This is a genomic window from Mesorhizobium sp. M0496, from assembly GCF_040321205.1.
GTDB lineage: Bacteria > Pseudomonadota > Alphaproteobacteria > Rhizobiales > Rhizobiaceae > Mesorhizobium.
Window position 1 is genome coordinate 19,874 of the sequence record NZ_JAMYRC010000034.1, and the last position, 22,753, is coordinate 42,626.

The following is a 22,753-nucleotide window of genomic DNA, read 5'->3' on the forward strand; positions in this document are numbered from 1 at the left end:
GGATGCCGCATGGCGGGACAGTCCAGGCCAGCAACCGAGATCGCACCCGGGGCCCTGTCCCCCGGAGCCTGGCAATGACGGCGGCTGCGGAAGGGTCGCCCCCGTTGCGCATGACGCGGGCCAGACGAAATGCCCTTCTGCAGTCCGAACCCGTGCAGGGCCTCGCCCTGATCAGCCCGACCTTCATCTACGCGCTTATCCTTCTGGTCCTGCCGATCCTGGTGGTCATCGCGCATTCCTTCTGGACACAGCACTACCTGACCATCGACCGCACCTTCACGCTGGAAAACTACCGCGTCGCGCTGACCGAGCCGATCTACCGTGATCTCCTATGGCGCTCGCTCTACATATCGCTGACGGTCAGCCTGCTCACCGTCCTTTTGGCCTATCCGATCGCCTACTTCATTTCGTTCCATGGCGGTCGCCACAAGAGCCTGTGGCTGTTTCTCATCACCATTCCGTTCTGGACCAGCTATCTGCTGCGGGTGATGTCGTGGAAGGTCATCCTCGGTTACAACGGCGTCCTCAATTCCGGCCTGATGGGTCTTGGCATCATCGACGAGCCGTCGACCGCGCTGCTCTACAATTCGAGCGCCGTCATCATCACGCTCACCCATGCCTGGGCGGCCTTCGCCATCCTGCCGATCTTCGTCTCGCTGGAAAGGGTCGACCGCACGCTGGTCGAGGCAGCCACCGATCTCGGTGACGGCCCACTACGCTCGTTCCTCCGCGTGACGCTACCGCTGTCGGCACCTGGCGTCATCTCGGCGGCGCTGATCGTCATGATCCCGACCGTCGGCGACTACGTCACGCCGAAGCTGGTCGGCGGCAAGGACGGTGTCATGATCGCCAACGCCATCCAGGCGCAGTTCGGCAAGGCCTCCAATTGGCCGCTGGGCGCGGCCCTTTCCGTCACCACCATGTTGATCGTGACGCTGATGGCGGGCGCCACGGTGCTGATCATCCGCGCCGTCCAGAGGCTGGCGCGATGATTGTGGTGCGGCGCTTCCTGTCCGGCGGCTGGCTGGCCACCTATGCGTTTCTCTATGTCGTGTTCCTCTATCTGCCTGTCATTTTCCTGCCGATCTTCTCGGTCAACACGGCGGCGACACCAAAATTTCCGCTCACCGGCTTCACCTTGCATTGGTACGAGGACCTGCCGCGCACGCCCGCACTGCTCGACGCCACCTGGAACAGCCTGATCGTTGGCGCCTCGGCAGCAATCCTCTCCACCGTGCTCGGCATCCTCGCCGCCCGTTCGATCACCCGATACCGCTATCCCGGCCGTCGCACCATCAACGGCCTGATCATGGCGCCGCTGGTGCTGCCTGAGGTGATCGTCGCCATCTCGATGCTGCTGGTGATGCTGCAGCTTGGCTTGAGCCTGTCGCTGTTCACCGTCGTGCTCGGCCATGTGCTCGTCTGCATCCCTTATTCGATGACCGTGCTGACCTCCGGCTTCGAAGGCTTCGACCGCAGCCTGGAGGAAGCCTCCGCCGACCTCGGCGAGAGCGCCTTCGGCACTTTCCGGCGGGTGACATTGCCAATGGTGGCGCCGGCCATCATCTCCAGCCTGCTCGTCTGCTTCACCATCTCGCTCGACGAATTCATCATCGCCTTCTTCCTCACCGGCACCGAGGCGACGCTGCCGATCTACATCTGGGGCCAGCTGCGTTTTGCGGCGAAGCTGCCCGGCGTGCTGGCGCTGGGCACGCTGCTGCTGATCGCCTCTTTCCTGTTGATGACCGTCGCCGAAATCCTGCGTCGCCGCGCGGCCAGACGCACCCAGAACGAGGGAGGCCTCTATGCCTGAGCAGCCGCAACGATCCATGATCGAGATCAAGAACGTCACCCGCAGCTACGGCGCGTTCAAGGCGCTCGACGACGCCTCCTTGACCATCCGCGAAGGCGAGTTCTTCTCGCTGCTCGGTCCCTCCGGTTGCGGCAAGACCACGCTGCTGCGCATGATTGCCGGCTTCGACAATCCGACCAGCGGCTCGATCTCGGTCGGCGGCCAGCCGATGGAAGGCATCCCGGCCAATCGCCGGCCAACCAACATGGTCTTCCAGAGCTACGCGATCTTCCCGCATCTCAATGTCGAGCAGAACGTCGCCTATGGGCTGAAGCGGCTGAAGCTGCAGGGCGGCGAGGAAAAACGCCGCGTCGAGGAGGCGCTGGCGCAGGTCTCGCTCACAGGCCTAGGCAAGCGCCTGGCGACAGAACTGTCCGGAGGCCAGCGGCAGCGCGTGGCCCTCGCCCGCGCGCTGGTCATGCGGCCCAAGGTGCTGCTGCTCGACGAACCGCTGTCGGCGCTGGACAAGAAGCTGCGCGAGCAGATGCAGGTCGAATTGCGCCGCCTGCAACAGGCCGTCGGCATCACCTTCGTGCTCGTTACCCACGACCAGTATGAAGCGCTCGCCATGTCCGACCGCATCGCCGTGATGTTCGGCGGCAGGATCGCGCAGGTCGCTTCGCCCAAGGAGATCTACCAGCGGCCGGTCACCCGCCAGGTCGCCGACTTCCTCGGCGGCATGAATTTCGTCAAGGCTCAGATTGTCGAGGAGAACGGCGCGTCGCTGGTCGTCGATACGCTGGGCTTCGGCCGGATCAAGACCGACAAGCCGAAGGCTTTTGTGCGCAATGGCGGCGGCGCCACGCTCGGCATCAGGCCGGAACGCCTGCGCGTGCTGTGGGACAATGCGACGGCAAAATTCGAAGTCGCCGGAAGGGTGGTCGAACGCCACTATTTCGGCGAGATCACCCATCTGATCGTCGAGATACCGGGCCTGGAGAAGCCGCTATCGGTGACCGAAACCAACGATTTCGGTGCCGACGACATACCGGTGGGAACCTCTATCCGCCTCGCCTACGACCCGGAAGCGCTGGTGGCGATGGCCGACTGAACTTCCGTGATGATCTTGCGCGCCGCGATGCGCCCGGCGATGATCGCGCCTTCGACATAGCCCGGAAATGACGGTGACAGCTCTGAACTGGCGAAATGCATTGCTGGCGCGCCGGCTCGGATTATACGCTCGGCGTCGGTCGCATCCATGTCGACGATGAGGTCGCTGTAGCCGCCAACGCTGCCTTCGTCGTCGAACCAGTATCGGACGGCAAAGCCGACCCATTTTGCAGCTTCTGGACCGAGTGCCGCAACGAGACGCGCCGCAATTCTGGTGCGGAGGCCCTCCTGCCCAAAGCCGCGCCATTCGATGGCAGACGGACCGCCAATGAAAACCACCAGCGCCGGATGATCGTCATCCTTGCTGGCGTCGCAGGCAAACAAACCCGGCTGGTCGCGCCACATCACCATGCCGCTCAAGCCCTTGGCTCGCCAGAAGGCGGTGCGATAGCGCACCAGTACCTTGATCACCATACCGCTCCGCCAGACGCCGAGTGCTTTCTCCAGGGCCGCCGGCAGTGGCGGCGAATAGTCGATCCTCGACGCCATGACTGGCGGCACGGCGACGAGCAGACAACGAGCCTCTATCGAACCCGCGCCGGCATGGATGGACACGCCATTTGCGCCTTGCTCGATGCGCGTGACATGCGCGCCAAGCCGCACCCGGCCGCCCAGATCTCGAGCCAAATCCTCCGCCAGCGAATGCATCGTCTCTGCGAGAAAGTATTGCAGCTCCGACACCTCGTTGGTGATACGGCGATCATTGTCGATGAGGTGCCAAAGCGGCAGCTTCTCCAGTGCTTGGCACCACAAACCTTCGATCATCGAGCGAAAGGCTGCCTTGGCGTCCTCGGGGTCGCCCTGCCGATCGAGCCAGGCGGCGACTGATAAGCCGGCGATATCAGGATCATCAGGCGCGATCGCGTTCATGCGATCGCGGATCACCATCGAGCCGACGTAGGTTCGTTCTGCCTCTCGGGCAGACATGGCCGGCTGGGCGACGAATTCGCCGTCGACATAGGTCTCGACCAGCGTCTTGCCGTGCTCCTCAACCAACGCCATCAGCGCCGGCATATCCTCGCACAGGAACTGACCGCCGCTGTCGATACGCTCTCCGTCGCCGATCTCCATGGACTCGACCCGCCCGCCGACGCGGTCGTGTGCTTCGAGCAGGACGAAATCGATGCCGGCTGCCTTCAGCTCAAGTGCTGCCGACAGGCCGGTGAAGCCGGCGCCGACGATGACGACATCGGTTCTTTCCGGTTCGCTCTTCAATAGCCTGCCTTGATCTTCTCGAACTCGGCGCCCATGCGCTGCTTAAGCTCCGGCGTCACCGGCTGCTGGAACAGCGTTTTGTCGAGAAACTTGTCGAGATTGTCGAAGCCGCGCTCGACCAGCACCTTGTGGTCGATCGCTCCCATGCCGGCGCCGTTGCCATGGCCATAGCCAAAGGTCTTGACTAGGTAGTCCGACACGCCGGGTGCATTGACGGCGCTGAGGAAATCATAGGCTTCGTCGAGCTTGCCGGGCGCGTCCTTCATCAGCACATAGCCGCACACCCAGGTGGAAATCCCTTCCTTGGTGTCGCGGTTCATGGCGATCGGCATGCCTTGCCCTTTGAGCGTCACGAAGGTCTCGTTCCAGCCCCAGACGAGATCGACCTCATTGCCGATAAAGGCCTGGTTGAGGTCGGTGTCGTCGGTCCAGTAGAAGCGGACGTTCTTGTGCACATCGCGCAGGAACGCGGACGCCTGCTGGAACTGCGCATCGGTCATCTTGGTCCAGTCCTTGAGGCCGATCACCAGGCTCGCCAAGGCATAGGCGTCGTCGACATTGTCGCCGATGGTGACGCGGCCCTTGAACTTGGGATCGGCGAAGATCCTGAGCGATTGCGCCTCTTCCGCCGTCACCTTGTCGGTGCGGTAGAGCAGCGAGGTGTTGCCCCAGTCGAACGGCATGAACCAGGCCTTGCCGTCAGCGGTGACAGCGAGATCCTTCATCGCCATGATGCCGGGATTGAGGTCCTTCCAGCCTGATATCCTGGAGGTGTCGAGCGGCTGCAGCATGCCGGCCTCGCGCCATTTGACAACGCTTTGCGAGCAGGGGTGGGCGATGTCGGCCTTGAAGCCCGCCCGCATCTTCTCGAACGCTTCGTCCTCGTCGCCGAAGAAAGCGAAGGTCGGTTCGGCGCCGTATTTGGCGGTGTAGGCGGGATGCAGCAGCGGATCTTCATAGCCCGACCAGTCGAACACCACGAGATCGCCGCTGCCTTCGGCGGAGGCATAGACAGCGCCGCCGCCGATCATGCACGCGGCGGCAAGGGCAAGGCGGCGTAGCATCGATTTCATGGCTGAGAATTCCCCCGGGGTCGCGAAAACATCAGCGCAAGGTTAGGAGAATTCCCAGACTTTGGCGAGCCCGTCTGCCGCCCGATGGGCGCGCAGACGGGACGCCCAGAACAGGGCTCAATAACCGGCTTTGATCTTCTCGAATTCGGCGATCATCTTGAGCTTGAGGTCGGACGGCACCGGCGATTGGAACAGTGTCTTGTCGACGAATTTCTGCACGTCGTCATAGCCCTTTTCCTTCAGCACCGCCTGATCGACGCCGGCCATGCCCTTGGCGTTGGCCTGGCCATAGCCCCAGTCCTTGACCAGCACCTTGGCGGTCTCCGGATCGTTGACGGCGTTCAGATAGTCATAAGCCTTGTCGATGTTGCCGGGCGCGTCCTTGAACAGCACATAGCCGCAGACCCAGGTCGAGATGCCTTCGTCGGTGTCCTTCTTCGCCATGATCGGCACGCCGGCGGCGACCGACTGCACGGTGGCGTCATTCCAGGCCCAGGCGAGGTCGACATCGCCACCGCTCAACAGCTGCACGACGTCGGTTGTGTCGGTCCAGTAGGAGCGGATGTTCTTATGCACCTGGCGCAGGAAATCGGATGCCTGCTTGAACTGGTCGTCGGTCATCTTGGTCCAGTCCTTGACGCCGATGGCGAGGCTCGCCAGCGCATAGGCGTCGTCGACATTGTCGCCGATCGACACCCTGCCCTTGAACTTGGGATCGGCAAAAGCCTTCAGCGATTGCACGTCCTTGGCGTCGATCTTGGAGGTGTTGTAGGTGAGCTGGGTGTTGCCCCAGTCCCAGGGCATGAACCACGCCTTGCCGTCCGGCGTCGTGGCAAGATCCTTCATCGCCATGATGCCGGGATTGAGATCTTTCCAGCCCGTGATCTTCGACGTGTCGAGCGGCTGCAGAAGGTCGGCCTCGCGCCATTTCACCACGCTCTGCGAGCAGGGATGGCCAAGATCGGCCTTGAAGCCGGAGCGAGCCTTCTCGAACGCCTCGTCCTCGTCGCCGAAGAAGGCGAAGGTCGGCGAGTCGCCGTTCTTCTCGACATATTTCGGATGGAAGCTGGGGTCCTCATAACCGGACCAGTCGAACACGACCAGGTCCTTGTCGGCGGCGACTGCCAGTGCTGCGGCCGAAGCCGCCAGCGCACCAGTCAGCGCCAGGGTCAATGTCAGGCGTCGGGTCAGTTTTTTCATTGTTCCATCCTCTGCTTTGTTCTGGTGTTCTTATGGTTTCGTGGTGCCGGCGGCCTTCGACGGGTAGTGTTTCGGGAAGGCCGCCGACAGGAATTCGTTGGCTGCTTGCAGCGCGGTCTCGCGGGTGGTGTCCTCGGTCCCCATCATCAACCGCAGCCACAGCCCTTCCAGCATTGCGCTGAGTGCCAGCGCCATCACCTGCGGTTCATAGGCATAACCGCCGCTCTGCTTGAGCGTCACGCACAGGTCGATGAAGATGGTCTGATAGACGGCATCGCGCGCACTGCTCAGCGCCTGATAGGTCGGCCGCGACTTGGCCTCGCCCCAAAAGGCGCACCAGGCGGCCAGCTTTCGCTTGTTACAGATCGAACGGTCGAAATCGGCGGAGACCAGCGCCTGGAGTTGCTGGGCCGGATCATCGCCTGCCTTCTGCAGGGCGTTGCGCCAATGCGCCGAGTACTCGTCATACATATGCTGCAAGGTCGCGATGAGCAGCTTTTCCTTGCTTTCGAAATGAAAATTGACGATGCCGCGCGACAGGCCGGCGCCATCGGCGACATCGGCCATCGTCGTTTCCGAATAGCCGCGCTTGGCCAGGGAATCGATCGTCGCCTCGATGAGCTGAAGCTGCCTGACTTCCTTCGAGGCCTTGCGTCCGCGCTTTTCGGCCTCGCTTTTCCGCGCCGATTCAAGGAGGGCTTCCTTGGCGACTGAAGTCTTCATGAGTCTGATGGTCTCCAGCATCGCCGGCTATCCAACCGGCTTTCGACCGCGAAGATGAGTGGGACGGTGCTCACCACTGTCAAGCACCTTCTGCATGGCTTCCCAGGTTCGTATGTTCTTGTCGACATAGGCTGCGCCAACCGCGGCCGCGACCGTCGGATAGAGCGGCCCCTTCAGCCTTTCCAGCTCACCGCGCGCCACGTCGCGGTACCAGGGGTTGCGGTCCCTGACGGCGACATCGGCAAAGCCGGCGCTACGCATCGCCCGCGCATAGCGTGCCGGTGACGCCATGGCGAAAGACAGCCCTTCCGCCGCGATATAGGCCTTCATCTCGGGCGACGGTTCGCCGTCATGCGAGATCATCCAGTTGGAGGCGGCAAAGACGCCGCCCGGCCTGAGCACCCGGAAGATTTCGGCAAACAGCGCGTCCTTGTCCGGCACATGCAGCAGTGCATCCTTGGAGAACACGACATCGAAGGAGCGATCGGCGAAAGGCAGCCGCCCCGGCGGTGCCTGGATGAAGCTGACACGATCCGCGAGCCCTCGCGCGGCGGCCCGTTGTCTCGCCGTCTCGATCACCGGCTGTTCAACATCGAAACCGGTGGCCTGGGCGGCACCGTGGCACTCGACCAGATGCAGCGTGATACCGCCTGAGCCGCAGCCGATCTCGAGGATCGTCTTGCCCTTGAGCGAAAGCCCTTCGACCACCCGGTCGACCTCATCAGGCCCGCCGGGCGACAGATAGCCATCGCCCCACAGCGCCTCGAGGAAGCGGATGGCGGTGTCGTCATACTCCGGCTCGGCATCTGCCGTTTCGATCATCGGATGTCGTCCCCGTCCGCCGATTTCAGAACCTTAGAACGCCGGCAAAGCGTAGCGCACGTCAGGGAAAACACAATATCATTTGTTGAACATTCATTCAGTATTACTGGACAAAATGACAGCCCTCGTGCCAAATTCCGCGCATTCGGGAACAGATCACGCAAAAATGAGAGCGGGTCGCTAGGGGAAGACTGGGCCAAAATGAAAGCTTGGGATGCGATCATCATCGGCGGCGGACACAACGGCCTGGTCAACGCCTGCTATCTGCAGCGCGCCGGCCTCGACGTGCTGGTGGTCGAGAAGAACGACTGGGTCGGTGGTGCCGCCACCAGCCGCGAACTGACGCCGGGCTTCCTCTACTCCAACTGCTCCTATGTCTGTTCGCTATTCCGGCCAGAGATCATGCGCGACCTCGAACTGCCGCGCTTCGGCCTGCAGGTCATCTCCTACGAGGGTGGCGCGGTGTTCACCCGCGACGGCGACTATCTCGCCAACTACCGCGACCACGACGCCCACCGGCGCGAGTTCGCCCGCTTTTCCAAGCGCGACGCCGAAGCCTATGATCGCTACGCCCGCGACGTGACGCGGCAGTGCCGTTTTATCCAGCCGCTATTGATGCGCACCGCGCCCGACCCGACCAGTTTTCGGCCGCGCGACATCGGCGAGCTGCTCTATCTCGGCAAGAAATTCGCCAGCCTGTCGGCTGAGGAAATGGCACTGACGCTGCGCTTCTGGACCATGTCGATCTCGGAATTCCTCGACGAGTATTTCGAGACCGACGTCATCAAGGCGAACTTCGCGCTGTCCGGTATCATCGGCACCGCGCTCGGCCCGATGTCGCCGGGCACGGCTTATGTGCTGCTGCACCACTATATGGGCGAGGTCGACGGCTCTGTCGGCGCCTGGGGCTATGCGCGCGGCGGCATGGGCGCGGTGACCAAGGCGCTGGCCGCATCCTTCAAGGCGTCAGGCGGAACCATCCGAACCGGCGCCGAGGTCGACCATGTGCTCGTCGGCCGAGGAAAAGCCAAGGGCGTGGTGCTGGCCGGCGGTGAGGAGATTTACGGCAAGCTCGTCGTCTCCAATGCCGACGTGAAGCGCACTTTCCTCAAACTGGTCGAGGAAAAGGAACTGCCCGACATTTTCCTGCGCCGGGTCAGGAACTTCAAGATCCGCGGCTCCTCCGGCAAGGTCAACATCGCGCTCGATTCGCTGCCGGAATTCCCGGCGCTGCCGAAGGACTCGCCGATCTATCGCGGCGACATGCATTTCACCGATTCGATGGAGCGCATGGAGCGCGCCTATGACGACTGGAAGGCCGGGCGCTGGTCGGCCGACCCCTTCCTCGACATGGTCATCCCGACGACGCTCGACCCGACCATGGCGCCGCCCGGCAAGCATTTCATGAGCTGCTTCGTGCAATACGCGCCGCCAAAGGTGAACGGCCGCGAGTGGACCGATGCCGACCGCGATGGTTTCGCCGAAAGCGTGATTTCGCAGATCGCGGAGTATTCGCCAGGCTTCCGCGACCGCATCGTCCACATGGAGGTGCGCACGCCGCGCGAGATCGAGGCGGAAGTCGGCCTCACCGAAGGCAACATCTTCCAGGGCGAACTGACCTTCGACCAGCTTCTGTTCAACCGGCCGGTGCCGGGCTACGCGCAATACCGTTCGCCGGTTGGCGGCCTCTATATTTGCGGCTCCTCGACCCATCCCGGCGGCGGCGTCATGGGCGCGCCCGGCCGCAACGCCGCGGCGGAAATCCTGCGCGATCTTGCCAAATCCACCTCGCATATGAGCCCGGCCCATGACGTCATTTGATAGCATCGTCATTGGCGGCGGCCACAACGGCCTCGTCGCCGCTGCCACGCTGGCAAAAGCCGGCCGCAAGGTGCTCGTTCTGGAGGCCGGCGCCGACGTCGGCGGCGCCGCGCGCACCGAGGAATTCGCACCGGGCTTTCGCGTCTCGTCAATCGCCCACCTGCTCAACCGGCTGCATCCCGATGTGGTGAAGACGCTGGAGCTGGAGAAACACGGGCTAAAAATCGCACGCGCCGACTTCATGACGTCGGTGGCTTTGTCGAAGGACGGCCCACCACTGGTCCTGCATGGCGCCTATGGCGAGGTGCTGACTGGCGCCAGCCCATCCGAGCAATCGGCATGGAAAGACCTGCGCGCGCAGCTGCTGCGCTATGCCGGCATCCTGAAGCCGTTCCTCTCGCGCCGGCCACCCAATCTCGCCAGCATGTCGCTGCTCGAGACCGCCTCGCTCGGCCAGACCGCGCTGGCGCTGAAGAAGCTCGGCAAGGAAGACATGCGCGACTTCCTGCGCGTGCTGTTGATGAACGTCGCGGACCTGCTCGACGAGCAGCTTGCCGATATCAGGCTGAAGGGCCTGCTAGCCTTCGATGCGACGCTCGGCAGCCACCTCGGCCCCCGTTCACCGACCTCATTGCTCGGCCTCTACTATCGGCTGGCCGGTGAGGCCGCCGGTGCGGCCGGCGCGCAGGTTCTGCCAAAGGGCGGCATGGGCGCGATCGTCGCCGCCATCCGTGCCTCGGCGGAGAAGGCTGGCGTCGAAGTCCGCACATCGGCGCCCGTAGCAAAAATCATCATGGAGAAAGGCCGCGCCGTCGGTGTCGCGCTCGACAATGGCGAGGTGCTGCGCGCCAGCACGATCGTCTCCGCCATCAGTCCGGCAACCACCTTTCTCGACCTCGTTGGACCGCGCGAGATCGACATCGGCTTCATGCGCAAGGTGAAAAACATCCGCATGAAGGGCGATGCGGCCAAGCTCAATCTGGCGCTCGACCGGCCGCCGCAATTCAGCGGCGTCGATGCCGCCGGTCACAAGGGCCGGCTGGTCATAGCCCCCTCACCCGATCACGTCGAGCGCGCCTTCAATCCCTCCAAATATGGCGAGTTCTCGCCGGAGCCGGTGATGGAGATCACGCTGCCCAGCCTCGCCGACCCATCGCTAGCACCCAACGGCGCCTGCGTGCTGTCGGCGGTCGTGCAATACGCGCCCTATCAGTTGAAAGAGGGTTGGGCTGCCGGCAAGCCGAAATTCCTCAAGGCGATCATGGCGCAGCTCGAGTCTCACGCGCCCGGCATCGGCAAGAGCGTCGTCCATGCTGAGCTTCTGACGCCAGCCGACATCGAGACGCGCTACCGCATGCCGGGCGGCCATTGGCACCACGGCGAATTGCAAGCCGACCAGATGCTGGTCTCGCGGCCCGTGTCAGGCTGGTCAGGCTACGACACGCCGGTCGAAGGCCTGTTCCTGGCCGGCGCCGGCTCGCATCCGGGCGGCGGTGTGTCCGGTGCGCCTGGCCTCAACGCGGCGCGACGCATCATTGCGATGAAAGGATAGGCCATGGCTCAGGCAACCAGGAAGAAGCCCGTTGCAAAGACAGCCGGCACAGCCATTTCGGCTCGCATCGCCGTCCAATCGCATTTCCGCACGCTGCGTCTGGGCACACCCTTTCAGCCGCGTATCGACGCGCTGGCCAAAACCCAGGACTGGTACAACTGGGCCGGCTACCGTGCCCCGCATTCGCTGTGGGACGAGGAGCTCGAATATTTCGCCATCCGCAGCCAGGCGGCGCTGTTCGACATTTCGCCGACGATCAAATACCGGATCGAAGGGCCGGACGCCGAAGCCTTGCTAGATCGTGTGACGCTACGCGACGTCACCAAGCTCAAACCGGGCCGCGTCCACTACACCGCATGGTGCGACGACGCGGGTTTTGTCCTCGACGACGGCATGCTGTTTAGGCTGTCATCGACGCGTTTCCGCCTCTGTTCGCAGGAGCGGCATCTGCCCTGGCTGCTCGACAGCGCCTGCGGCTTCGACGTCACAGTCGAGGAAGAGACAGAAGCCATCGCGGGCCTCGCCTTGCAAGGGCCGACTTCCTTTGCGGTGCTGCGCGATGCCGGCTTCACCGGCGTCGAAAAGCTGAAAATATTCGATCTTGCCGACTTCCCGCATGATGGGGATAGCGTCACGATTTCGCGCACCGGCTTCACCGGCGATCTCGGCTACGAACTGTTCGTGCCGGCCGGCAAGGCGCTGAGCCTGTGGGACCGGCTGATGATTGCGGGCGAACAGCGCGGCATCCGCGCCATCGGCTACACGCCGCTCAACCGCGCGCGTCTCGAGGCCGGGCTGATCGTTGCCAATGCGGATTTCACCACCGCCGAGCACGCCATCCGCGCCGACCGCCTGCGCATGCCTGACGAGATCGGGCTCGGCTTCATGATCGATCTGGAAAGGGGCCATTTCAACGGCCGTCGTGCCATCCTCGAGGCTCGCACCAAACGCAAGCTGCGCCATGTGCTGGTCGGGCTGGAAATCGAGGGCAACATCCCGGCCGAACACGCCATCATCTACCACAAGAAAGCCCAGGAGGTTGGCCTGGTCAGCGGCGCCATGTGGTCGCCGATGGCCAAGCGCAACATCGCCATCGCCTCGCTGGCGCGGCCATACGGTGATACAATTATCGAGGACCTCTGGGTCGAGATCTACGCCATGCGCGAGCTGCAGTATCAGAAGCTGATGAAGCGGGCCAAGGTAGTGGCGCGGCCGTTCATCAAGCTCGACCGCCGCACCGCCAACCCGCCCGCGGACTTCTGACCATGACCGACGAAGCCGACAAGCCTAAAGAAGATGGGGAAGCCGCCGAGCAGTGGGAGCTCGTCAACACGCCGCTCGGCGAAAAATGGTCCGGCCGCACGCGCTATGCCGCGGCCATGTTTTTCTACAAGCGCGACGAGATGAGCGCCGAGACGCTCGAAGTCTACCGCATCTGCGCACGGCTCGATTCGGAAGATCCGCTGCCGATCATCCGCGATCGCGGCGGCGGCAAGGACTGGTTGAAAAGGATCGGCTTCGAATAGCGCTAAGCGCTATCCAATTGTCTTTTCCAGCACGCCGAGCCAGTTGCGATAGGCGATCTTTTCGATCAGCGCACGGCCGAAACCCCGTGCCGAAAGAGCATCGAGCAGCTTCGGCAGGCCGGCAACGTCGCCGATGACGGCCGGGATCATGGCGCCATCGAAATCCGAGCCGACGCCGACGCCGTCTTCACCCAGCGCCTGCAGCAGCGAATCGACATGGCGCACCATGATGTCGAGGCTGGTGTCGGCATTCATTCGCCCGTCCTCGCGCAGGAAGCCAGTGGCGAAGTTTAGCCCGACCATGCCGCCGGACTCGCGGATCGCGCCGAGCTGCCAGTCGGTGAGATTGCGCGAATGACCGCAGATCGCGTGCACGTTGGAATGGGTGGCGACCAGCGGCGCGTCGCTGAGTGCGGCGACATCACGAAAACCTTTCTCGTTGAGATGCGACAGATCGATCATGATCTTCAGCTGATTGCAGGCCTTGACCAGCGCCTTGCCGGCATCGGTCAGGCCGGGCCCAGTGTCAGGCGAGGACGGAAAGCGGAACGGCACGCCGTGACCGAAGGCGTTCGGCCGGCTCCAGACGATGCCGAGCGAGCGCAGGCCGGCAGCGTGCAGCACGTCGAGCATGGTGAGCTCTGGATCGATCGCCTCGACGCCTTCGATGTGGAACACCGCCGCGATCGAGCCTTGCGCCATGGCGTTGCGCACGTCGCCGGCGCTGCGGCAGACGGTGAGCGCTCCGGCCCGTTCCAGCCGAAACAGGATCGAGGCCATGGCGATCGTCGAGGTCAGCGCGTCATTGCGCGGAACCTCGGGCGGCAGCGGCTCGGCATCACTCGGCGCCAGGGGCACGGCACTGCGCCTGGATTTCTCGACAGGCGGCGGAAAGATGGCGAACATGCCGCCGGCAAAGCCGCCGGCTTTGGCACGCGGCAGGTCGATATGGCCGCCCGATTTCCCCTCGATGAACAGCTTTTCGACGTCGGTGTCTTTAGACTGATAGAGTCTGAGCAACGTATCGTTGTGGCCGTCGAAGACGGGAACGAGGTCGGTTTCGGTCATAGGGGGATCATTCGGTTCGTTTGTCGGCAAGGGGCTGAGATGGATCATATCTACATAGGCAGGATGCGCCACCCGCGCAAATGCCAAAGCCATCCCCGCTGGGATGGCAGCCGCTTGTCGCGCCGTTTACGAGCGACGAAATCCCTACCGCTTCAGCACGTCAGCCCATTCCTGATGGCGGCGGAACTGGGCGTTGGCGAATGGGCAGAGCGGGATGATCTTCTTGCCTGCCGCACGCGCATCCTCGACGGCGCGGGTGACGAGCCTAAGCCCGGCACCTTGGCCGCGAAACGCGTCCGGTACCTCAGTGTGATCGATGATGATCTGGTGCTCGCCGATCTTGGTGAAGGTCATCTCGGCTTCGGCGCCACCGGGCCCGCGAAGGACGTAGCGACCCTTGGAACCGCGATCCTCCAGTTCGATCTCAGGCAGTTGATCCGGCATCGCTATACTCCTTGGGCAGCATTGGCAAAGAACCGCCGTGCCGCCTCGATCTCGTTTGGCCGCACCTCGTGCCCGCCTTCATGCCATTCCACTGTGACATCGGCGCCGTCGGCACGCAAATAAGCTTCGAGCCGCGTGGTCAGGTTCGGTGGGCAGATCGGATCGTGCTTGCCGGCGGTGAGCAGAATATGGCGGCCAGCGAGACTGCCCTTGACGTCAGGTTCGAACGGGATCAGCGGATGCATCAGCACCGCAGCGTCGAACTGCGCCGGTATCGCAAACACCACCGAGGCCAGGATATTGGCGCCATTGGAATAGCCGAGACCGAGCACGGCCGACGGCTTCGCCGCCTCGACGTACGTGTTGACGAAGCCTGCCATCTTGTCCGTCGCCCGCGCCAGATCGTCCATATCGTAGACGCCTTCCCCAGTGCGGCGAAAGAAGCGTGCCGCACCTTGTTCCGACACGTCGCCGCGCGGCGAGATAATGGTTGCCTGGTGCGCGAGATCGCGCCCCAGCGACAGAAGCTGGTTCTCGTCGGCCCCCGTGCCATGGAAGACGAACAGCAACGGACCGCCCGGCGAACCGGGCAGCAGCTTGTGGATGTACGCGTCCTTGCTCATGGTCTCAGCCTTCCAGCTTCTGCAGATGCTGTTCGAGATAGGGTCGCAGGTGCTGGTGCTGCGTCGGCAGCTTCAGCGCCTCGCCGAGATGAGCGGTATCCTCATCGCGATCGAAACCCGGCTCGTTGGTGGCAACTTCGAACAGCACGCCACCCGGCGTGCGGAAATAGATCGCCCAGAAATAATCGCGATCGATCACCGGTGTCACCCCATAGCCGGTGTCCATCAACGCCTTGCGCACTTCGAGCTGCTTGGCACGGTTCTCGACGGCGAAGGCGACATGATGGACTGAGCCGGCGCCGAGATCGGCGAAGGCCGTGGTCGGCAGCGATTCGATATCGACGACATCGGCGCCGTTGCCGTTCTTCACAGCGAGCCGCCTGACGTTGCCTGATTTCTCGATCTCCTCGTAGCCCATGAATTTCAAAAGCTCCTCGGTGGCACCGCCATCCTTCAGCCGGAGCGACACCGAGTGGAAGCCGCGGATCGCCTCATCAGCTGGGATGCCGCCTTTCGCCCAGGGCGCTCTGCTATCCGCCTTGTCCTCGACCAGCGCGAAACCGTCGCCATCGGGACCGGAAAAGGCCAGACGCTTCTCGCCGAATGTCTGTTCGCGCGACACGCCGGTGACGCCTTCATCGGCAAAACGCTTTTCCCAGTAGGCAAGCGTGCCTTCCGGTACCGAATAGACCGTGGTGCCGACTTCACCGACGCCGTGACGGCCCTTGCCGATGTTGGGGAACGGGAAATAGGTCATCACTGAACCGGGCATCCCGGATTCGTCGCCATAGTAGAGGTGGTAAACATCGGGCGCGTCGAAATTGACAGTCTTCTTGACCCGGCGCTGGCCGAGCTTTTGGGTGAAGAACTCATTGTTCTGCCGGGCATCCTTGGCCATCGATGTGACGTGATGCAGGCCCTTGATCTGGTCGAGCATTGTCTTGCTCCTTCCCTTGGTGCTTGTGCGGCCCTCGCCGCTGTCCACGCCAATATGAGGATGCGGGCGCTTTAGGCAAAGGCGGCAAACACAGAATGGACTGTCCTGCAAAAGTGAACAATGGAAAGAAGTTTGTTCACCAATTGACTCACAAGACGGACTTGCGCCGTCGTCAGAATTCGGTTCCATGAGCGGCGTTCGACCATCCAGGGACAAGGGTATCGCGAGTGACTGGAAAAGCCAGGCGGCCTAACATTCTGCTGATCACATGCGACCAGTGGCGCGGCGATTGTCTGTCTTCCGCGGGCCATCCGGTTGTGAAAACGCCGAATGCCGACGCACTGGCCGCAGAGGGTGTGCTGTTCAAGCGGCACTATGGCGGTGCGGCGCCCTGCTCGCCGGCCCGCGCCTGCCTCTACACCGGCCTCTACCAGATGAATAACCGCGTCTGCCGCAACGGCACGCCGCTTGACGCCCGTCACGGCAACATCGCGTTGCATGCGCGCGGCCTTGGCTATGATCCGACACTGTTCGGCTATACCGACGTGTCGCTCGACCCGCGCCTGCTGGCGCCGGGCGACCCGCGGCTGCAAAGCTATGAAGGCGTGTTGCCGGGCTTTACGGTGCGCCAGCTGCTGCCCGAGCATCAGAAACAGTGGCTGTCCTGGCTGAAGCAGCGAGGTATCGACACCAGCGCCGGGTCTCCCGACATCCACCGCCCGGTGACCCAAGGCAAGGCCAGCGCATCTGTCAGCAACGCGCCACCTGTCTACTCCAGGGATGAAACGCCGGCCGCCTTCCTGACCGGCGAATTCACGCGCTGGCTCGGCGAGCAGGAGCGCGCCGCGCCGTGGTTCGCGCATCTTTCGTTCATCAGCCCGCACCCGCCCTTCATCGTCCCGGAGCCCTACAACACGCTGTATGAACCAGCGGACGGCCCCGCCTTCCTGCGGGCGGCAAGCTGGCAGGAAGAGGCGGAAAGCCATCCCTATCTCGTCTATGACATTGGCCGGCAGAAGCAGGCTAAGTTCCGTCCCGACGCCAATGGCAGGGTGCACGACTGGAGCGATGACGACTTTCGCCGTATACGCGCGATCTATTACGGCATGATCTCAGAGGTCGACGCGCAGCTCGGCCGCGTCTGGCAAGCGGTCAAGACCGCGGGCGCGTGGGACGACACCATCATCGTGCTGATATCGGACCATGCCGAGATGATGGGCGACCATTTCATGCTGGGCAAGGGCGGCTACTTCGATGGCAGCTATCACATTCCGCTGATCATCCGCGATCCGCACCACCGCAAGGCGGCCGGCGGCAGCGTCGACCGCTTCACCGAAGCGGTGGACATTGTGCCGACGCTTCTCGACCTGCTCGGCGAGGCTCCCGCGCCACATCTCGACGGTCACTCGCTGAGGTCGTTCCTGGACGGAGCGAACCCTGCAGCCTGGCGCGATGCCGCGCATTGGGAGTTCGATTTCCGCTCGATTGCCGATGGTGAGGCCGAACGCCATTTCGGCATCACCTCACGCCAATGCAACCTCGCCGTCATCCGCACGGAAAAATTCAAATATGTCCATTTCGGTGGCGGCCTGCCGCCGCTGCTGTTCGATCTCGAAAGTGATCCGGGCGAACTGGACAATCTCGCGGCCTCCCCAAAGCATCTCGCCGTGCGGCTGGAGTTTGCCGAACGGCTCCTTGCCTGGCGTGCCGAACATCTTGACCAGTCGCTGGCACTGGTAGAGCTGACGGAGCACGGAATTGCGGGCCGCGCCGCCGGTCTCCCTCCGCGCCTGACATGAAAAAGGTCCGCCCCGTTGCCGGGGCGGACCTTCTTCAAGACTGAACCGAGCTACCGCACAATCATGCGCTGCTGATCGCGCTTCTCGGCATAGCTGCCCTTGTCATAGGCGGTTTGAGCCTCGAGCTGTTCCTTAGTGAAGGTCGTGTAGAGATACTTGTTGCCGTCCTTGTCGGTCATGAATTTGAGATTATCCATACCGACCGCGACTTCCTTCGCGCCAATGCCGAGGAAGCCGCCGACATCGACGATCACGGCATCGGGGTTTTTGTCGGGGGTCAAGACGACGTCGCCGATCACGCCGACCTTGGCATCGTTGGCACCGTAGACGGTGGTGCCCTTCAGATCGTCGGCGCGGATCTCACCAACCGGCATTTCGGTCAGCGCGGACTTGTCGATGGCTGCGGTCTGCGTCTGGTCGGGAGCCGAGGCATCAGGAGCCGCCGCCGTCTTGTCTGCCGGAGCGACAGCAGGGGCCGTCGTGTTGGACGGAACGGCGGCCGGGGCGGTTGCTGCCGGCTCATTGGATGCCGTTGTCGCGGGTACCGGATCATAGGCCTTGCGGTTGAAATCCGGCTGCGCCTGCAGTTCTTCCTTGGTGGTCTGGGCCACCAGCCAGCGGTCGCCATTCTTCTCGGCCCACTGGGCCTTGGAGAAATCATAGGTGACATTCTTGGCTCCGAGGCCAAGGAAACCACCGACGCCGATGACTAGGGACTCGGCCTTGCCTTCCTTGGTCAGCACAATGTCGCTGACGCTGCCGATGTTCTGCGCGTCATCACCGGTGCCATTGTAGACGGTTTCCCCGATGATGTTGGTGGCAAGGTTGCCATCGGCGCGCTTCACAGGTTCCGCCGGAGGGGCATTCATGTCGGCAGGTTTCTGCGCCGTATCCGTCGTCGCGGGCGCGGTCGGCGCCGTGGCATCGGTCGACGCGGCTGGCGCAGGAGCCGGAGCGTAGGGCTTGCTGTCGAATTCTGCCTGCGCCGTCAGCTCGTCCTTCGTCGTCTGGGCAACCAGCCAGCGGTCGCCGTTCTTTTCGGCCCATTGCAGCTTGGCATAGTCGAAAGCGACATTCTTCGCTCCGATACCCAGGAAGCCGCCGACGCCGATGACGACGGATTTCGCCTGTCCATCCTTGTCGAAGACGACGTCGCTGACCTTGCCGATGTTCTCAGCATCGTCGCCGGTGCCGTTATAGACGGATTCACCGATGATATTGGTGACGATGCTGCCCTCGGCACGCACCGGGGCAGCGGCGGGCTCCTGAACGGCGGGCGTCTGTGCTGGCGCCGGGGTTGTTGCAGTCTGCGCATAAGCCCCAGTCGCGACCAGGGTTGCGATTGCAGTCGTGGCTAAAAGATTGCGGATCATGTCAGTCTCTCCTCGTGCGTAATTTTGTGCGCCGCAACCGTCGCTTAGGGAGTTCGGACGCGGCGTCATCTGCAATTTCACAACGTTGTGAGCATGCTGTTGTTCCGACAAAAACGCGGGCGCGGATGCGCGGCGACTGAAGGACGGAGCCGGTATTGGCTGCTTTCAAAACGGAACCTTTCCCGCTTCGTCGCGTTTCAGCCATTGGCTGGGTCTGTGCCGGCCCGAGCGACGGAGCGGGGCATGAGATTTGCAGCGGTGCTGAACCGGGATGGCGGCACGTTGCGCACTATTGACCTTGCCGCTTTCTCCGAAAGGATGCATCAGACGCTGGAGGCGTCGGGGCACTCTCTCAGCATCGAGATTGTCGCCGGCAAGGATGTAGTGGAAACGCTCAACGGCGCGGCTTCACGCCGCTCCGTCGATGTCGTGCTGGCCGGTGGCGGCGACGGGACCATTTCCGCCGCGGCTGCCCGGCTGATGGGCACGAAGAAGGCGCTTGCCATATTGCCGGCCGGCACCATGAACCTGTTCGCTCGTGGGCTGGGCATTCCGCAGTCCCTCGATGCCGCGCTGGAGTCCTTCGCCAACGGCGAAATTGTCGCAGTCGATATGGCCACGGCCAACGGCCGGCCCTTCGTTCATCAGTTTTCGATCGGCATGCACGCCAAAATGGTGCAACTGCGCCAGAAGATGGAATTCGGTTCGCGCCTGGGAAAGATCCGCGCCACGGCCAAGGCAGCCTGGGCGACAATCAACAATCCCCCGGCGATGAACGTGACGCTCAGCATCGGCGAAGCCGAGATTGCGGCCCGCATCACCGGCATCGGCATCACCAACAATCTGTTCGGCGAAGGCCACCTGCCTTACGCTGACAACCCGGCCGGCGGCGTGCTTGGCGTCTATGTCACGGTGGCGCAGCAGCGCGCCGAGCTGGTCAAATTCTTCTTCAACATGGCGCGCGGCAAATGGCGCGACAATGAACATGTCGAAATCCATCAGGCGAACAGAACGGTCCTGAAAATCCATTCGGGAAGCAGCAAGTTTCGCGCCGTGATGGATGGAGAACTGGTCAGGCTCGATCGTGAAACGACGATCGAAATCCGGCCTGGCGCACTGAATGTCCTGGTGCCGGCCAGCCTCGCCGAGGCAAAGGCTGCCTGATGCGACCTCGAACGACGAAGCCCGAAAATCTAGCCGCTTGGCGCACTTCCTTGCTCCGTCGCCGGCGTCTTGACCAATTCACCATAGATTTCAGCGATGCCCCAGGCAGCGAAGGCCAGAAGCAGCGCGGCAATCAAAATGCGCAGGCCGTGCCAGCCCCATCGCCCCTGACGCGCTTTGTTCTCGGGAATGATCTTGGCCATGGTCGGTCCTTGTCTTGTTTTGCACCAGCTGACGCATCTGGCACAACATGGTCAGGTAACGGTTCCTTGCTAGGATGGTTCCGGATCGGCGGGCTGCTCCTGGATCGGCAGGCCGGCGCGGGAGCGAAGGCCGAGACGGGGCAGGCCAAGACGGGGCATTGGGGGCTTGGTGAATAGTAAGGCAGAAACAGTGCCGGGCCTGCCGGCTGAAGTTGCACGCGCGATCAAGGATCAAGACCGGCTGGCCGTGCTGCACGGGCTGGAGATGCTGGATACGGCCGCCGATCCGGATTTCGACCGCATCAGCAGCCTTGCCGCGGCGGCGATGCAGGTGCCGATCGCCCTGGTCACGCTCGTCGACCATGAGCGGCAATGGTTCAAATCCTGCTTCGGCCTGGACGAGACCGAAGCCGCGACCGACATCTCCTTCTGCGTCCATGCGATTGCCGCCGGCGACGAGCCGATGGTGGTCACGGATGCAACGACGGACCCCCGTTTCAAGGCCAACCCGCTGGTCACCGGCAAGCACCATGTCCGTTTCTATGCCGGCGCGCCGATGATCGTCGCAGGTGCCCGCATCGGCACGCTGTGCGTGCTCGACCGCAAGCCGCATGCCTTTCCATCCCGCGCCGAACTCGACCAGTTGAAGGCGCTCGCCGGCCTCGCCGCCAGCCTGCTCACCTTGAAGGACGCGACTCGCAGCGGCGCCATCGCCGAGGCCGCGCTGGCGCGCGAGGAAAAGCGGCGCGCCATCGCGCTCGATGCGGCGTCGCTGGCCAGCTGGGCGTGGGACATCCGCAACGACATCATCGAATGCGACACCTTGATGTCGGAGCTGTTCAACCTGCCGCGCTCGAACCGGCTGCGGGCACGCGACATCCTCACCGCCATCGATCCGCGCGACGTCTACCAGACCGAAACCCGCTTTCGCGACGCCTTGACCGGCAGCGACGACTATTTCGGCGAATACCGGGTGAAGGGCTTTCATCCGCCACGCTGGCTCGCCACGCGCGGCCGTGTCATCGAGCGCGACGGCGACGGCAAGCCGACGCTGATCTTCGGCGTCAACTACGACATATCGGAGCGCAAGCTTGGCGACGAGCGGCAACGGCTGCTGCTGCGCGAACTCAACCACCGCGTCAAGAACACTCTGGCGACCGTCCAGGCGCTGGCGACGCAGACCGTGCGCCATGCCCGCCAGCCGAGCGAATTCCTCGAAGCCTTTGGCGCCCGGCTTCAGGCCCTGGGCATCGCCCACAATTTGTTGTCCGACCGCGAGTGGCGCGGCATCGGCATTCGTGAACTTGTCCAGATCGAAGTCAGGCCTTTCGAAACGGCAGAGCAGCCGCGCATGACGATCTCCGGCGACGACTTGCTGCTGTCGCCAGACCAGGCCGTCGGACTTGGCCTGATCCTGCATGAACTGGGCAGCAATGCGCTGCAATATGGATCGCTGTCGGTGGTATCAGGCAAGGTTGATCTCGACTGGAGGACGCAGGGCAGGAAGGGTGCTCGACGCCTGGTCCTGACCTGGCGCGAAAGCGGCGGTCCTCAAGTCGCCCCGCCGGAGCGGCACGGTTTCGGCTCGATCCTCATCCGCCGCAGCCTTGCCAAGGTGATTTCAAGCGAAGTGACCCACGAGTTCCGGCCGGAAGGTGTGTTTGCCGAAATATCGATGCCTCTGGAAGATCTGTCGAAGTGACGGACCTGACCCCGAACCCGAAATCAGCGAAGCAAGAGCCGGTTTCGGGATCATGATCAAACGGAAAGGGGCCAAAAGGCTTATTTCCGCTCGCTCTCATCCGGATCGTCAGATTTCACGTTCTCACGATAGATAGCGTAGGCGGCGATCGCCAGGGCCGGACCCAGGATGACGCCGAGACCGCCCTTTCCCTTGAGCAGCGTCGGCAGCACGGCGAGCGCGGCGGTGATGCCGATTGCTTTCATTTCGGCATTGCGTCGTTGCGCCCGGCGCCGCGCGCGCGAGCCTGCGGATATCTGGTAAATCAGCAGGATCAGCCCGGCAAGCACCAGGAAACCGGCGCCAAAGCCCAGCGCGGCGGCAAGCGACCCGTAGCGCATCGCCGCCCAGATATAGGCTGCGCCGACCAGAAACCCGAGACCACAGAGCGCTGCCGACAGGGCGAGCCCATAGACGATTGCCGCCGTGCGCGCCCGGCGCATGGCGGCAACGGTTTCGCCCGACGCCAGGCCGGAAATCAGGGATGCGAGCATTCCCATCTGAGGA

At 63.1% G+C, this 22,753-nt stretch carries 22 protein-coding genes; 10 read left to right on the plus strand and 12 right to left on the minus strand.

Annotation, left to right across the window (positions count from 1 at the left end; translation table 11 throughout):
• The first annotated feature begins 74 nt into the window (after window positions 1–74).
• Genes NKI73_RS24445 through NKI73_RS24455 form a run of 3 tightly spaced genes read left to right on the plus strand, consistent with a single transcriptional unit; the run spans window position 75 to window position 2,903 of the window.
• Window positions 75–992 carry an ABC transporter permease gene (locus tag NKI73_RS24445; RefSeq protein ID WP_352633345.1) on the plus strand — a complete coding sequence of 306 codons (918 nt, stop codon included), beginning with the start codon at window positions 75–77 and terminating at the stop codon, window positions 990–992.
• On the plus strand, window positions 989–1,813 hold the full coding sequence (locus NKI73_RS24450; RefSeq protein ID WP_352633346.1) for an ABC transporter permease: 825 nt from the start codon (window positions 989–991) through the stop codon (window positions 1,811–1,813). Before NKI73_RS24445 ends, NKI73_RS24450 begins: the two co-directional genes overlap by 4 nt.
• Window positions 1,814–1,829: 16 nt before the next feature.
• The gene (locus NKI73_RS24455) at window positions 1,830–2,903 is read left to right on the plus strand and encodes an ABC transporter ATP-binding protein (protein WP_352633424.1); all 1,074 of its coding nucleotides are present in this window, start codon (window positions 1,830–1,832) and stop codon (window positions 2,901–2,903) included.
• Here NKI73_RS24455 and NKI73_RS24460 read toward each other — a convergent pair.
• From NKI73_RS24460 to NKI73_RS24480, 5 genes are all read right to left on the minus strand, one after another.
• Window positions 2,867–4,177 carry a flavin monoamine oxidase family protein gene (locus NKI73_RS24460; protein ID WP_352633347.1) on the minus strand — a complete coding sequence of 437 codons (1,311 nt, stop codon included), beginning with the start codon at window positions 4,175–4,177 and terminating at the stop codon, window positions 2,867–2,869. The two genes, NKI73_RS24455 and NKI73_RS24460, sit on opposite strands and share 37 nt — an antisense overlap.
• Window positions 4,174–5,250, minus strand: a complete 1,077-nt coding sequence (locus NKI73_RS24465) for an extracellular solute-binding protein (RefSeq protein ID WP_352633348.1) — start codon at window positions 5,248–5,250, stop codon at window positions 4,174–4,176. The genes NKI73_RS24460 and NKI73_RS24465 overlap by 4 nt, the downstream gene beginning before the upstream one ends.
• 117 nt (window positions 5,251–5,367) lie before the next feature.
• Window positions 5,368–6,450, minus strand: a complete 1,083-nt coding sequence (locus NKI73_RS24470) for an ABC transporter substrate-binding protein (RefSeq protein ID WP_352633349.1) — start codon at window positions 6,448–6,450, stop codon at window positions 5,368–5,370.
• Between the two features lie 30 nt (window positions 6,451–6,480).
• On the minus strand, window positions 6,481–7,194 hold the full coding sequence (gene betI, locus NKI73_RS24475; protein WP_502905610.1) for a transcriptional regulator BetI: 714 nt from the start codon (window positions 7,192–7,194) through the stop codon (window positions 6,481–6,483).
• 6 nt (window positions 7,195–7,200) lie between these two features.
• On the minus strand, window positions 7,201–7,995 hold the full coding sequence (locus NKI73_RS24480) for a class I SAM-dependent methyltransferase (RefSeq protein WP_352633351.1): 795 nt from the start codon (window positions 7,993–7,995) through the stop codon (window positions 7,201–7,203).
• 201 nt (window positions 7,996–8,196) lie between these two features.
• Here NKI73_RS24480 and NKI73_RS24485 point away from each other — a divergent pair, with 201 nt between their 5' ends.
• Genes NKI73_RS24485 through NKI73_RS24500 form a run of 4 tightly spaced genes read left to right on the plus strand, consistent with a single transcriptional unit; the run spans window position 8,197 to window position 12,894 of the window.
• The gene (locus tag NKI73_RS24485; RefSeq protein ID WP_352633352.1) at window positions 8,197–9,816 is read left to right on the plus strand and encodes a phytoene desaturase family protein; all 1,620 of its coding nucleotides are present in this window, start codon (window positions 8,197–8,199) and stop codon (window positions 9,814–9,816) included.
• Window positions 9,803–11,368 carry a phytoene desaturase family protein gene (locus NKI73_RS24490; RefSeq protein WP_352633353.1) on the plus strand — a complete coding sequence of 522 codons (1,566 nt, stop codon included), beginning with the start codon at window positions 9,803–9,805 and terminating at the stop codon, window positions 11,366–11,368. Before NKI73_RS24485 ends, NKI73_RS24490 begins: the two co-directional genes overlap by 14 nt.
• A 3-nt stretch (window positions 11,369–11,371) precedes the next feature.
• The gene (locus NKI73_RS24495; protein WP_352633354.1) at window positions 11,372–12,631 is read left to right on the plus strand and encodes an aminomethyl transferase family protein; all 1,260 of its coding nucleotides are present in this window, start codon (window positions 11,372–11,374) and stop codon (window positions 12,629–12,631) included.
• A gap of 2 nt (window positions 12,632–12,633) precedes the next feature.
• Window positions 12,634–12,894, plus strand: coding sequence for a hypothetical protein (locus NKI73_RS24500; protein ID WP_352633355.1), 261 nt, complete (start codon window positions 12,634–12,636; stop codon window positions 12,892–12,894).
• 9 nt (window positions 12,895–12,903) lie between these two features.
• Here NKI73_RS24500 and NKI73_RS24505 read toward each other — a convergent pair whose 3' ends face one another.
• The 4 genes from NKI73_RS24505 to NKI73_RS24520 form a co-directional block, all read right to left on the minus strand.
• On the minus strand, window positions 12,904–13,962 hold the full coding sequence (locus tag NKI73_RS24505) for a dipeptidase (protein ID WP_352633356.1): 1,059 nt from the start codon (window positions 13,960–13,962) through the stop codon (window positions 12,904–12,906).
• Between the two features lie 144 nt (window positions 13,963–14,106).
• Entirely contained in the window at window positions 14,107–14,406 is a 300-nt protein-coding gene (locus NKI73_RS24510) for a GNAT family N-acetyltransferase (RefSeq protein WP_109665182.1), read from the minus strand.
• Window positions 14,407–14,408: 2 nt separating this feature from the next.
• A complete protein-coding gene (locus NKI73_RS24515) occupies window positions 14,409–15,029 on the minus strand; it encodes an alpha/beta hydrolase (protein WP_352633357.1) in 621 nt (206 codons plus the stop codon).
• Window positions 15,030–15,033: 4 nt separating this feature from the next.
• Window positions 15,034–15,966 (minus strand): VOC family protein, encoded by a 933-nt coding sequence (locus NKI73_RS24520; protein WP_352633358.1) that lies wholly within the window; start codon window positions 15,964–15,966, stop codon window positions 15,034–15,036.
• A 227-nt stretch (window positions 15,967–16,193) separates the two neighbouring features.
• On the opposite strand from NKI73_RS24520, the gene NKI73_RS24525 reads away from it, so the two are divergent.
• Window positions 16,194–17,765 carry an alkaline phosphatase family protein gene (locus tag NKI73_RS24525; protein ID WP_352633359.1) on the plus strand — a complete coding sequence of 524 codons (1,572 nt, stop codon included), beginning with the start codon at window positions 16,194–16,196 and terminating at the stop codon, window positions 17,763–17,765.
• A gap of 50 nt (window positions 17,766–17,815) precedes the next feature.
• Here NKI73_RS24525 and NKI73_RS24530 read toward each other — a convergent pair whose 3' ends face one another.
• The gene (locus tag NKI73_RS24530) at window positions 17,816–19,138 is read right to left on the minus strand and encodes a PRC-barrel domain-containing protein (protein WP_352633360.1); all 1,323 of its coding nucleotides are present in this window, start codon (window positions 19,136–19,138) and stop codon (window positions 17,816–17,818) included.
• A 243-nt stretch (window positions 19,139–19,381) separates the two neighbouring features.
• Between NKI73_RS24530 and NKI73_RS24535 the strand changes: the two genes are divergently transcribed.
• Window positions 19,382–20,302, plus strand: a complete 921-nt coding sequence (locus tag NKI73_RS24535; protein WP_352633361.1) for a diacylglycerol/lipid kinase family protein — start codon at window positions 19,382–19,384, stop codon at window positions 20,300–20,302.
• Between the two features lie 29 nt (window positions 20,303–20,331).
• On the opposite strand, the gene NKI73_RS24540 is transcribed toward NKI73_RS24535, so the two are convergent.
• Window positions 20,332–20,505 (minus strand): hypothetical protein, encoded by a 174-nt coding sequence (locus NKI73_RS24540; RefSeq protein WP_352633362.1) that lies wholly within the window; start codon window positions 20,503–20,505, stop codon window positions 20,332–20,334.
• A 169-nt stretch (window positions 20,506–20,674) separates the two neighbouring features.
• On the opposite strand from NKI73_RS24540, the gene NKI73_RS24545 reads away from it, so the two are divergent.
• Window positions 20,675–22,207, plus strand: coding sequence for a sensor histidine kinase (locus NKI73_RS24545; RefSeq protein WP_352633363.1), 1,533 nt, complete (start codon window positions 20,675–20,677; stop codon window positions 22,205–22,207).
• A gap of 80 nt (window positions 22,208–22,287) precedes the next feature.
• Here the strand turns inward: NKI73_RS24545 and NKI73_RS24550 are convergent, their stop codons facing one another.
• The gene (locus tag NKI73_RS24550; protein ID WP_352633364.1) at window positions 22,288–22,746 is read right to left on the minus strand and encodes a hypothetical protein; all 459 of its coding nucleotides are present in this window, start codon (window positions 22,744–22,746) and stop codon (window positions 22,288–22,290) included.
• Window positions 22,747–22,753 lie beyond the last annotated feature (7 nt).